Source organism: Paenibacillus sp. FSL P2-0173, assembly GCF_038008045.1.
GTDB classification, from domain to species: Bacteria; Bacillota; Bacilli; order Paenibacillales; family Paenibacillaceae; genus Paenibacillus; species Paenibacillus polymyxa_B.
The window spans coordinates 1-12,710 of the sequence record NZ_JBBOYK010000010.1; the positions used below are offsets into that span (position 1 = coordinate 1).

A 12,710-nucleotide genomic window follows, 5' to 3' on the forward strand; every position below is an offset into this window, starting at 1 on the left:
ATTTTAAAAAATTATATCGGGATGTAGCTCAGCTTGGTAGAGCACCTGGTTTGGGACCAGGGGGTCGCATGTTCAAATCGTGTCATCCCGATACTATTTTGCGGGTGTAGTTCAATGGTAGAACTTCAGCCTTCCAAGCTGATAGCGTGGGTTCGATTCCCATCACCCGCTTACCGATTACCTAGAAGCCGAAAGGCTTCTTTTTATTTTGTCCACATTACATTTACTTCTATGTATATAAGCTAGTGCAATTATGTCTCCTGTCATGCACAGTTGGGGATGACTTGTGCATATTGTACATAGGCTCTTGTTACTTTTGACACCTAGATCCCGAATTTCCCCTCTAACGTTCCCCTTTCTCCTGCAGTAAGGCTAATTTCGTGATCAAATCCTTTAAATATAGGAATCCTATAGCTATTATGGTACGAATTCATGGTGATAACTCAACAGTTGCTCTTGGGTTGTGCACATTTCCCTTTATTTATGTGGGTAAAAAGCGAAGTGTTAAAGAGGAAATACCTTAGAAACACTGAGAAAATGGCTAATTTGTGTATATCTTTGTGGATAGAAGGCTAATGGAGTTGACTTTGTCAACAAATAATAAACATATACACACTATGTCGCATGAATTTGTACCTTTAAAAACACACTCTTTATAAGAGACTGTGCATAATGTTTCACGCATCACTAGTGTGTACATTCATTTCTATTTATTAATTTAATATTTATTCATAAAAATCCAATATTTTCTCAAAAAAAGTAATTCAAAAAGATGATTTTTTACTGTAAATTTTGCAGCTTTTCATGCGTTTTTATTGTATGATGTTAAGAAAGTGTCAAATTTCGTGTGTATACGTACCTTTGCTACAACTGTATATGGTGTGGAACAGATCAGATGGGGGGAAAAGCATGACTGAGCTTACGTTAACCGCTAACAAAAACCAATCCAACAATCTGCTACGGCGGGACGTTCGTTTTCTAGGGAATATTCTTGGTGAGGTTTTGGTTCATCAGGGTGGCAACGAACTTTTGGATATCGTGGAGAAAATACGTGAGACAAGTAAATCGTTACGTGCCGGGTATCAGCCGGAGTTGTATGAGAATTTCAAACAAATGGTCAGCGGACTGGATACGGATATTCGTCACCAGGTTATTCGCGCGTTTGCGATTTATTTTCAGTTGGTGAATATCGCTGAGCAAAACCATCGTATTCGTCGTAAGCGGGATTATGAGCATTCCGCTGGTGAAGATGTTCAGCCCGGTTCCATTGAAAGTTCCGTTCAGGAGCTTAAACAAGGGGGCTTCTCCGCTGAGGACGTTAGCAACTTGCTGAAAGAGCTCTCTTTGGAGCTAGTCATGACCGCACATCCTACAGAAGCGACACGACGAGTAATTCTGGATATCCACAAGCGCATTTCCGAGGACGTCATGCTGCTGGATAATCCGATGCTTACCTTGCGTGAGCGGGAACAGGTACGGGAGAATCTGCTAAACGAAGTAATTACGCTGTGGCAGACAGATGAGCTGCGTGATCGCAAGCCAACTGTATTAGATGAAGTGAGAAATGGAATGTATTATTTTCACGAGACCTTGTTTCATGTACTGCCAGATGTATACCAAGAATTGGAACGATGTTTGGACAAATATTATCCCGAACAAAAATGGCACATACCCACTTATCTGAGATTTGGTTCCTGGATCGGTGGAGACCGGGATGGCAATCCGTCTGTGACAGCTCATGTGACTTGGGAAACGTTACGTATGCAGCGCAAGTTGGCTTTGAGAGAATATCAGCACACGTTAAAGGAACTCATGGGTTACTTGAGTTTCAGCACCAGCATTGTGCGAGTTTCCGATGATCTGCTGGCTTCTATTGAAGAAGACCGTACTCACATTACACTTAAAAAGATGGAAGTATGGCATAACGAAAAAGAGCCTTATCGCATTAAACTAGCATTTATGATTGCTAAAGTGAACAACATCCTGGATGAAAGCAAACAGGGCACCAATGAGCGTTATAATTCTGCGGAAGAGCTCATTGCAGACCTAAATGTTATTGACAACAGCCTGCGTCATCATTTTGCCGATTATGTAGCAAACACATATATTCAAAAGATGATTCGCCAGGTAGAGTTGTTTGGATTCCACACAGCTACGCTGGATGTGCGTCAGCATAGTCAAGAACATGAAAATGCGATGACTGAAATTCTTTCTAAAATGAATATTGTGTCGGATTACAGTAAGCTGTCAGAAGAAGAAAAAATAAATCTGCTGGAAAAGCTGCTGAATGAACCTCGTCCGATTACTTCACCGTATTTAAAATATAGCGATAGCACACAGGAATGTCTTGACGTATATCGTACGATTTATTTGGCTCAGGAGGAATTCGGCAAGCAGTCCATTACAAGCTACTTGATCAGTATGACTCAGGGAGCCAGTGACTTACTGGAGGTTATGGTCTTATCCAAAGAGGTAGGCCTGTTCCGCATCGAGAAGGATGGTACTGTTATCTGTACGCTGCAATCCGTCCCTTTGTTCGAAACGATAGATGATCTGCATGCTGCACCTGATATTATGAGAAGATTGATGAACTTGCCTGTATATCGACAATCTGTGGCTGCGATGGACCAGCTTCAGGAGATTATGCTGGGATACTCGGACAGTAATAAAGATGGCGGTGTGGTTACAGCGAACTGGGAACTTCGGGTCGCTATGAATAGCATTACGGAAGTAGTTAATGAGTTTGGCGTAAAAGTGAAGTTTTTCCACGGTCGTGGAGGTGCGCTGGGTCGTGGTGGAATGCCACTTAATCGCAGTATTTTGGCTCAGCCTCCTCATACGATTGGAGGCGGAATCAAGATTACGGAGCAAGGCGAAGTACTATCATCCCGATACTCGCTTAGAGGCATCGCGTACCGGAGCTTGGAGCAGGCAACATCGGCGCTGATTACGGCTGTGGCATATCATCGTTCCGGGAAGAAGGAAGTGTTTGAGGAGAGCTGGGAGGAGATTATCGCCCGCATTTCCCAAGTATCACTGGATAAGTATCAGGATTTGATTTTCCGAGATCCAGATTTCTTCAACTTCTTCAAAGAATCTACACCGTTGCCTGAGGTGGGCGAGCTGAATATTGGATCTCGTCCGTCCAAGCGTAAGAACAGCGAACGTTTTGAGGACTTGCGCGCCATTCCATGGGTTTTTGCATGGACACAAAGCCGTTACTTATTACCTGCGTGGTATGCGGCTGGAACAGGTTTGCAAAGCTTCTATCAAAACAATGAGGATAACCTTAAAGTGCTGCAAACGATGTTTAGGGACTCTGCTTTCTTCCGGTCACTTATTGATACACTGCAAATGGCAATCGCTAAAGCGGATTTACTGATTGCAGAAGAGTACGCTGGGATGTCGGATAACGAAGAGGCCCGGCAGCGCATTTTCGGACAGATTTCAGCGGAGTTCAAGCTGACATCTGAGTTGATTTTGAAAATAACCGGACAATCCGAGATTTTGGACGACGTGCCGGTTATTCAGGAATCTATCCGGTTGCGTAATCCTTATGTTGATCCGTTAAGTTACTTGCAGGTTCAATTGCTAAGTGAGCTACGGGAGCTGCGGGATCAGAACGGTGATGACACTGAAATGCTGCGTGAGGTATTGTTGACGATTAACGGAATTGCCGCAGGCTTAAGAAATACGGGCTGATATAGTGTGGTTGTACGAATACAGGCAATCGGGTACTCATGGGGTGCCCGATTGTGCTGTTTGTATATTGATGGCAGGTGTGCTTGCAGTTAGTAACAATACTACAGTTGATTTCCGGATAAAATTAAACTACGATGAATAATCATAAACATGTAGTAAGTAACCCATCAGCAAGTCTGGGGGAGTATAGAGTGGATAATATGGAAAGCCGCTTGGTGAGGCTGGTACAGAAAGGTGATCAGCGAGCTTTTGCGGAGTTAGTCGAGTTATATAAAGATCGGATTTTTCATCTTTCCTACCGGATGCTAGGTAATCGCCATGAGGCGGAGGATCTGGTGCAGGAAACTTTTTTGCGTGTGTATCGTAATTTGGAAAAATACGATCATGGACAGAAGTTCTCAACCTGGATTTATCGAATTGCTACAAATCTGTGCATTGATCGTCTGCGAAGGAGAAAACCTACATACTCACTTGATGCTGAAATGAATGATCAGGAAGGTGTCGATGGGTACGCCATGCTCGCCAGTGAAGAGCTTACCCCTGAGGGGAGTACGCTTCTGTCCGAAACGCAGGCTTTAATTCATGACGCCATTGACAGCCTTCCGGATAAATATAGGACGATTATGGTTTTACGGTACTTGCAGGAGCTTTCCTTACAGGAAATCAGCGATGTGCTCAATCTCCCAGTCACCACGATTAAGACAAGAGTACACAGGGGCCGGGATTTTCTGCGCAAAAAACTGGAGCACAAGCTATAGATCATGCGCATAGATTCTAGGAAAAGAGTCTGCGTAGATGTTTTTATGAAACATAATGCTCGTTGTAACGTATGTAAGATGAGCAAAGTTTCTAAGCCGGAGCATGTTATGTTGAGAAACACGGAAGAATATTAGAAAGGATTGGCTCATATGGATTGCAAACAAGCCGTCTCTTTTATGCATGACTATCTAGATGGCGACCTGTCTGAGCAGGACAAACATGAGTTGGAACAGCACTTGTTAGACTGCCCGGAATGCCGCATGCGTTTTAAAGAGCTGGAGCGGACGGATGCGATGCTTTACGGTACACGCTATCATCAAGTGCCGTGTGTATCGGATGAGCTGACATTTCGCATTATGAATGCTTTGCCACCGCATAAAAGACAGACTGCGGTGCCTATGCTGACGTGGGTGAAAAGGCATCCCGCTGTAACAGCCGCTGCCTTCTTCCTTATTGTTATATGCTCAAGCATGGCTAGCTTTTCTAGCACGGACCATCAATTGGTAGTCAAAGGAAGCCAACTGGATCAAGTCGTTATTCAGGGTGATACTGTGATTGTGCCTGAAGGGAAATCCATTGCCGGAGATCTAACAGTGCAAAATGGTGAAGCCCGTGTATACGGCGATGTGGAAGGAAATGTAACTGTAATTGATGGTTCTTATTATCAAGCGTCCACCGCTCATATTGCAGGACAGGTTAAAAGTATTGATCAAACCTTGGATTGGATTTGGTACAAGGTTACTGATTTATTCGGGGGACCCTCTTCTCCATAAAAGAAGCTTGAAATGGCAAGGACGATATCGAGCGCCTCTTTCCGCTGGAAAAGGCGTTTTTTTGTATATGAAGCTGGCGAATTGTACTGTATTTTACTGATTTTAGCGGTTCTTTTGTCACACAGCTTGCAACGTGAGCCTGATCGTTATAACCTAGATAGAGAGAGCATACTGTGTACATATTACACCCACTCACTACAGAAAATTGCGGGGGCATGCGCATGTTGGATTATTTTGCGGACCTGACTTGGAAAGAGTCCATTAAAGATATTATCGACATTTTGATCGTAACCTATATTATGTATCAGCTTATTTTACTTGTTCGCGGAACGCGTGCAGTTCAATTGTTGAAAGGGATTCTATTTCTGGTTGTCATTTGGGCGGTTAGTACCTGGTTTGATTTGTATACCCTCAAGTGGTTGATGAACCAGATGTTCACCTTTGGTGTGGTGGCTATCTTTATTATTTTTCAGCCTGAGTTGCGTCGTGCACTAGAACAGTTGGGGCGTGGCAAACTATTTGGGCGTTCGTCTGCGGATGATGAAGAAATTAACAAGTTAATCGGAGAAATGATTAAGGCGCTGAATTATTTATCACGTAGGAAAATAGGAGCTTTGGTCGTATTTGAGCGTGAGACAGGGCTAAACGAATATACAGAGTCTGGTATCAAGACACAGGCTGTAGTCAGTTCTGAACTGCTAATTAACATCTTCATTCCTAATACCCCTCTGCATGATGGTGCGGTGATTATTCAAAATAAACAGATTGCTTCTGCGGCCTGTTATTTGCCATTATCGGAAAATCCGTTCATCAGCAAGGAGTTGGGAACCCGTCACCGGGCTGCGATTGGGGTGAGTGAGGTAACGGATGCCGTAACTGTCGTGGTGTCAGAGGAAACAGGGCAAATTTCTTTGGCCATTAATGGACAGGTCGTGCGCGACATTAAGGAAGAATCCCTAATCTCCAAGCTGTATGAGGAGTTGCGGCCAACACCGTCTTTGAAGGAAAAACGCGGCTCATTCTGGAATCGGAGGGGAGGCCGTGGAAATTCATGATGGACAAATGGATTAACAATAATACGATTTCCAAGATATTGGCGCTTGCGGTTGCTGTTCTGCTGTGGGGAATGGTCCATCTAGATACAGGTACACCTTCATCTACGCTGACCGTTTCTTATAATAATAAAGTGATTGATAATGTGGCCATTCAGGCCAGTGGTCTGGATGATTCAAAATATGTATTGTCTACCATGGATACTGACCATGTAAAGATGGAAGTTAGAGGACAGCGCTCTGTGCTGACTTCCTTTTTCGCGGATAATTATCAGGCAAAGCTAAACTTAAACGGCTTAGGAGCAGGCACTAAAACATTATCACTCGAACCGGATTTACCGGACGGGGTGGAATTGGTATCTATGACTCCTAACCGTGTTACAGTGACGATTGAGGAAAAACAAACGAAATCATTTAATGTATCTATAGTTCCTAAGGGAAATCCAGATGCGGGATTGCAGCTTGGTAAGCCTGTGATTGCTCCTCAAACCGTGAAGGTTACCTTGCCCAAAAGCCAGTTGAGTACCGTCACTGCCGTTCAGGGGGCTGTTAATACGGATGGCATCTCAGAAAAGTTTGAACAGAACCGTGTAAAACTGAAGGCTTATAACAAAAAGGGACAGGAACTTACAGGTGCGGTCATTGAGCCATCCACTGTGTCCGTTGAAATTCCGGTAACTCAGCAGGCGAAATCTGTGCCTGTTAAGATTGTATATTCCGGAGAGTTGCCAGACGGATTGGCGCTTTCTAAAGTCAATGCAAACGTGAAAGAAGCGGCGGTGTATGCATCGCAGGATGTATTGGGCAGCCTTAGTTCTTACGTCACGGCTACATTGGATTTAAGCCAATTTACGGAAGCGGGGACCCGTGCAGTTCAAGCTAATTTGGCAGCCCCCTCAGGTTCTGATAAAATCGAGCCAGGGTCAATACAAATTCAGGTGACCGTCGTTCCTTCCAATGAAGTCACAGATACGGAACGGACGCTGTCAGGCATCCCAATCGTTTTACAAGGTGCAGGAGATGGAGCGACTGCGACTGTTACAGCGCCCGCAGGCAAGACGATGGATGTTACTGTGAAGGGCCCGCAGGATATGGTAAACAATTTAACCAATGATGATATTAGTTTGGTGGCAGATGTAAGTGGCCTCGCGGCTGGTCAACACGAGGTTACTCTGAAAGTAGGCTTGCCTAAATATATTACGCAAGCCGGAAATGCTAGCCAACTAAAGGCAACGGTCAACATTGAGAGCCCTTCTACGCCTGCTGTAACGAATCCGAACAGTGAGAATGAATCAAACCCCTCTGGTAGTGGCGAAAAGGGACAGGAGAGGCCACAGGAGGGGCAAGGCAGTCAAAGTGGAGACTCTGACGCTAAGACCGGGGACAACGCAGCTGCGGAGGATAAAACAAATCCTCATAACGGCGCAGATTCTTCTGCGAATGGAACCTCGGAGAACAGTCAGCCATAACATGTTTTATCTGTAGTAAATAATCAAGATTTATTAGACAAAAAAAGGGAGTCATTTTACATGGGGAAATATTTTGGTACAGATGGTGTACGAGGCGTTGCTAATCAGGAACTTACAGCCGAACTGGCATATAGCATTGGCCGCTGCGGCGGATATGTTTTAGCAGGTAATGTAGAGAAACCGACAGTTGTTATTGGTATGGATACACGGATATCCGGACTGATGCTGGAATCGGCTCTTGTAGCCGGTTTGCTGTCCATTGGGGCTAATGTGGTTCGTCTAGGTATTGTTTCGACACCTGGGGTGGCATATCTCACACGTCAATTGAAAGCTGACGCTGGTGTAATGATCTCAGCATCACACAATCCAGTTGAAGACAACGGCATTAAGTTTTTTGGCGGCGACGGTTTTAAATTGACAGACGAAACGGAATTGAAAATTGAAGAGCTGATGGATGCAAAAGAAGACCAACTGCCTCGTCCGATTGGCGGCGGATTGGGAACGGTTGTTGTAGACGAGCATTCCCGCTACGACTATCTGGAGTTCTTGAAAACAACAATTAGCCATTCTTTTGAAGGGTTAAAAATTGTACTGGATTGTGCAAACGGAGCAGCTTATGAGCTGGCGCCGAAGCTTTTTGCAGAACTGGGAGCTGAGGTACATACCATCGGTGCCGAGCCAAACGGTTTGAATATCAATGATCATTGCGGATCGACTCATCCTGAGAAGTTGAAAGAGGAAGTGCGCCGCTTGAAAGCGGATATTGGTCTGGCCTTTGACGGCGATGCCGACCGTCTGATCGCGATTGATGAGAACGGGGAAGAGGTAGACGGCGACTATATTCTCTGCATTTGCGGAGATGCAATGAACCGCGCGGGAAAACTTAAGGATAGCACCATTGTATCGACAGTGATGAGTAATATCGGTTTTTATAAAGCTACTGAAAAGCTGGCACTCAAGACTGCAAAAACTGCGGTCGGGGACCGTTATGTGATGGAAGAAATGCGTCGGGGTGGATTTAATCTGGGCGGTGAGCAGTCTGGTCATGTTATTTTCCTGGATCACAATACGACAGGCGATGGCATGCTGACCGGGATTCAGCTGGTAGATACCTTGAAAGCTTCTGGCAAGAAAATGAGTGAGCTAAAATCGCTCATGAAACAGTATCCGCAAGTGCTCGTAAATGTGCGTGTGCAGGACAAACGCAATTACGAGGGGAATCCTGCTATTGCAGAAGCAATTGAGCAGGTGGAACAACAATTGGGTGATAATGGGCGTGTATTGGTCCGTGCTTCAGGCACAGAATCACTTATTCGTGTGATGGCCGAAGGCCCGGATAAGGACGAACTGGAGCAATTTGTCGGTCAGATCGTAGATGTCGTGAAGAAAGAATTAGTTTAAAATTTTGTAAACGTCGGTTGCCTGTGAAAAAGAAGCAGGCAACGGCGTTTGCGGTTATTTACTAACGATTTATGGCCTTCATGGTGTAATTATGAATAAAGTGTCATTGCCAAATGATACTTAGCTGAATATAATATAGGGATGCTGTGACTCAGATAGAGAAAGTGAGGGTTGTAAGGTTCGTAATACAAGCGCCAGAGCTTGATTTTGTGCGGGGGAACTTGGTGGAGAAGCAACGGATTCAGTTGAGATAAAGTTGCTCGCAAATCGGTTCACGACAAAACAAGCTGACGAGGTGAAGGTGTTCGAAACATTCGGCGGGGACCTTCCGGTGAAGCATCAAGCCGTAAACCGGCAGCGGAAAATGAACAGGCAACTGTTTACACAACGCACCGGTAGATGCCTTTATTATTTTATAACCTAAATTATAAGATTCATTTCATGAATGTGCGGCCATCATCATTGGCGTGCGCGGTTTGGGAATTTCGTTACATTCGTGAAGAGATGCCTGTAAATTCTATAGTTATCATTGACAACTTCATAGATGAATGAACTTTATTCCGCAATCTACCGCACACGTTAGTCCTGTGATGAGTCGTCTTGTGAAATGATGATCGGGAGGATAACGAATATGTGTGGCATTGTAGGATATATTGGTAATCAGAATACACAAGAGGTATTGATTGACGGATTGAAGAAGCTGGAGTATCGCGGTTATGACTCTGCGGGTATTGCCGTGTTTACAGATTCAGGATTGCAAGTAGCCAAGGCTAAAGGTCGTCTGGCGAATCTGGAAGCTAAACTGGATGGTACGCCATTGGTAGGCCATGCAGGTATCGGACATACACGTTGGGCAACGCACGGTAAGCCTTCTGATGAAAACTCCCATCCACATTTGGATGAGAGCCAAAAGTTCTCTGTAGTTCACAACGGAATTATTGAGAACTATCTGGAGCTGAAGGAGCAGCTGATTAGCGAAGGTCATACCTTTATTTCCGAAACGGACACGGAAATTATTTCCCATCTGGTTGCGCGTGAATATAAAGGGGATATCGTTAAAGCAGTACAAAAAGCAATTACCTTTATGCGCGGTGCTTTTGCACTGGGTGTGCTGACAGAGCACGAGCCTAATAAGCTGGTTGCTGTTCGTCAAGCTAGCCCGCTGGTTATTGGTGTGGGAGAAGGCGAGAACTTTATCGGTTCCGACATTCCGGCTATTCTGAAATATACACGCAATGTATTTATTTTGAACGATGGCGAAATGGCTGTTTTGACCAGTGATGCTGTCGAATTAATGACAATCGAAGGCCAATTTATTTCTCGGGAAATGATTCATGTCGAATGGGATGCTGTAACAGCAGAAAAAGGCGGCTATGAGCATTTTATGCTGAAAGAAATTCACGAGCAGCCTAAGGCTTATCGTGACACAATGTTGGGCCGTATCGATAAAGATACTAAAAAAGTTGTTCTTCCTGAGCTGAAGCTGACAGAAGAACAAATTAAAAATATCCGCAACATTCAAATTGTCGCGTGTGGTACAGCTTACAATGCTGGTTTGATTGGTCGTACAGTTATTGAAAGTCTGGCTCGTATACCGGTAGAAAACGATGTGGCTTCCGAATATCGTTATCGTTCACCTATCGTAACACCAGAGACATTGGTGATCGTGGTGAGCCAATCCGGTGAAACTGCTGACACGTTGGCAGCACTGCGTGAAGCGCAAGCAAATGGCGCTCATGTACTGGCGATTACTAACGTAGTCGGCAGCTCCATTGCCCGTGATGCAGATGATGTGTTGGTTACACTGGCAGGACCGGAAATTGCAGTAGCCTCCACTAAAGCATATTCTTCACAGTTGATTGCATTCTATCTGTTTGGTTTGTATCTCGCTCAAGTGCGTGGCACACAAACGGATGAGCAAGTAGCTCATGTGCTGGCTGCTATGGAATCTCTGCCAGAGCAAGTGGAAGAGATGCTGGGTAAAGCAGATGCGATCAAAGCCTATGCTGAGCAAATTGCGAGCCACAAGCACCTGTTCTTTATTGGTCGCGGTCAGGACTATGCTGTAGTACAGGAAGGCTCCCTGAAGCTCAAGGAAATCTCCTACATTCATTCCGAGGCTTATGCTGCGGGTGAATTGAAGCATGGTACACTGGCATTGATTGAAGACGGCATTCCGGTTATCGCTTTGGTAACACAGGAATCCGTGTTGGAGAAAACCGTGAGCAACATTAAGGAAGTTAAGGCTCGTGGTGCAGATGTTCTTGCAATTACGTACGAAGAGCACGCAGTTGAGTTGCTGAAGTCCGTGGATCAGGTATTTGCCATTCCAAAGACACTTCCAATCCTGTCTGCTGCAATTTCGGTTGTATCTCTCCAACTGTTGGCTTACTACGCTTCTCTTGCACTGGGTCATGATGTTGACAAACCACGTAACCTGGCGAAAAGTGTTACCGTAGAATAAGCTTTAGTAAAATGCTAAACTAATTGTTGTTAAAAGAAAATAAAGTATTAGACTGAAAAATAAAGTGTTAGACTCGGAAAATAAAGTATTAGACTAAGAAAATAAAGTTGTAGACTGAGAAAATAAAGTATTAGACTAACAAATTTGGCCATACTACTACTAGAGGCTCTTCTACTGTCTACAGAACTGACATCCAGATTAACATCATGACTCCAAACGGGGCTGCCTTCGGGTAGCCCTGTTTTCTTTTAAGGAGGCGTAACCATGGCAAAGCGTAAGCGTGAAATCACGGATGCCAAAATTAATAGATTCATCAAAGAAGGTAGAGGTCAAGGAACAGGAGCCGACTACCTTCCTTGGTTGCGAGTACAGGATGTACCGTCTACTGGCAGATCGACCCGTGGTGTTGGTTGGACAACGGACAGGCAGCATACCTTTCTGTCCGATTTAGAGCGAGACTATTTCTATGCGTTGGATTATGCCGATGAGGTAACAGACATTCGAGAGCAGTTTCCCCTTCTTCCACTGGAAGAAACGAAGCTAATCGCGGACAAGCTCGGTATAGAACATCCAAAAGATCCCAAGTCAGGCGTGGATATCGTCATGACTACGGACTTTTTAATTACATATAAGGACAAGGAATACGCAAGAACTGTGAAGCCAGCTAAGGACCTGGAGAATGAACGTATACTTGCCAAATTTGAAATAGAGCGCGTGTACTGGGAGACGCACCAGATTGATTGGGGAATTGTAACTGAACGGGATCTACCATATACGTTGATCCGCAACGTGGAGTGGGTTCATAAAGAGTATTCCAACGCAGATGTCGAAACGCTAGGAGTATTTGCCGTCCAAAGCTTGGAACGTACGCTGGCAAATTTGCTATTATCAGGTGCAACAATAGCAAAGGCGTGCCTTGCTTGCGATGAACAAATGGGATTGGAAGCCGGCACATCTTTAGCAATGTTCAGGCATTTTATAGCTCGGAAAATTTGGGCAGTTAATATGCATGAAAAGATTAACCCTTCGAACAGTGCTAATGAATTTAGTGTAATTAAGACAAACGATTTATTAGCGAAAGGCGGCTAAG

The 12,710-nt window shown here is 44.6% G+C and carries 8 protein-coding genes and 2 tRNA genes; all 10 read left to right on the top strand.

Annotated features, from left to right (window positions below):
- The first annotated feature begins 17 nt into the window (after window positions 1-17).
- The 10 genes from MKX30_RS27130 to MKX30_RS27175 all read left to right on the top strand — a co-directional run bounded on the left by MKX30_RS27130 (window position 18) and on the right by MKX30_RS27175 (window position 12,709).
- A tRNA-Pro gene (locus tag MKX30_RS27130) sits at window positions 18-91 on the top strand.
- A gap of 9 nt (window positions 92-100) precedes the next feature.
- Window positions 101-171, top strand: a tRNA-Gly gene (locus MKX30_RS27135).
- Between the two features lie 738 nt (window positions 172-909).
- Window positions 910-3,702, top strand: a complete 2,793-nt coding sequence (gene ppc / locus MKX30_RS27140; protein WP_053326180.1) for a phosphoenolpyruvate carboxylase — start codon at window positions 910-912, stop codon at window positions 3,700-3,702.
- Between the two features lie 191 nt (window positions 3,703-3,893).
- A complete protein-coding gene (sigW, locus tag MKX30_RS27145; RefSeq protein WP_016818747.1) occupies window positions 3,894-4,460 on the top strand; it encodes an RNA polymerase sigma factor SigW in 567 nt (188 codons plus the stop codon).
- Window positions 4,461-4,610: 150 nt separating this feature from the next.
- Window positions 4,611-5,234 carry an anti-sigma factor gene (locus MKX30_RS27150; RefSeq protein WP_013312128.1) on the top strand — a complete coding sequence of 208 codons (624 nt, stop codon included), beginning with the start codon at window positions 4,611-4,613 and terminating at the stop codon, window positions 5,232-5,234.
- 221 nt (window positions 5,235-5,455) lie between these two features.
- The gene (gene cdaA / locus MKX30_RS27155) at window positions 5,456-6,289 is read left to right on the top strand and encodes a diadenylate cyclase CdaA (RefSeq protein WP_013312127.1); all 834 of its coding nucleotides are present in this window, start codon (window positions 5,456-5,458) and stop codon (window positions 6,287-6,289) included.
- Window positions 6,286-7,755, top strand: a complete 1,470-nt coding sequence (locus MKX30_RS27160; RefSeq protein WP_023990481.1) for a CdaR family protein — start codon at window positions 6,286-6,288, stop codon at window positions 7,753-7,755. The genes cdaA and MKX30_RS27160 overlap by 4 nt, the downstream gene beginning before the upstream one ends.
- 60 nt (window positions 7,756-7,815) lie before the next feature.
- A complete protein-coding gene (gene glmM, locus MKX30_RS27165; RefSeq protein ID WP_013312125.1) occupies window positions 7,816-9,156 on the top strand; it encodes a phosphoglucosamine mutase in 1,341 nt (446 codons plus the stop codon).
- 631 nt (window positions 9,157-9,787) lie between these two features.
- A complete protein-coding gene (glmS, locus tag MKX30_RS27170) occupies window positions 9,788-11,620 on the top strand; it encodes a glutamine--fructose-6-phosphate transaminase (isomerizing) (protein WP_061832056.1) in 1,833 nt (610 codons plus the stop codon).
- A gap of 264 nt (window positions 11,621-11,884) precedes the next feature.
- Complete coding sequence (locus MKX30_RS27175; RefSeq protein WP_076296018.1) at window positions 11,885-12,709, top strand: TnsA endonuclease N-terminal domain-containing protein; 825 nt, start codon at window positions 11,885-11,887, stop codon at window positions 12,707-12,709.
- Window position 12,710 lies beyond the last annotated feature (1 nt).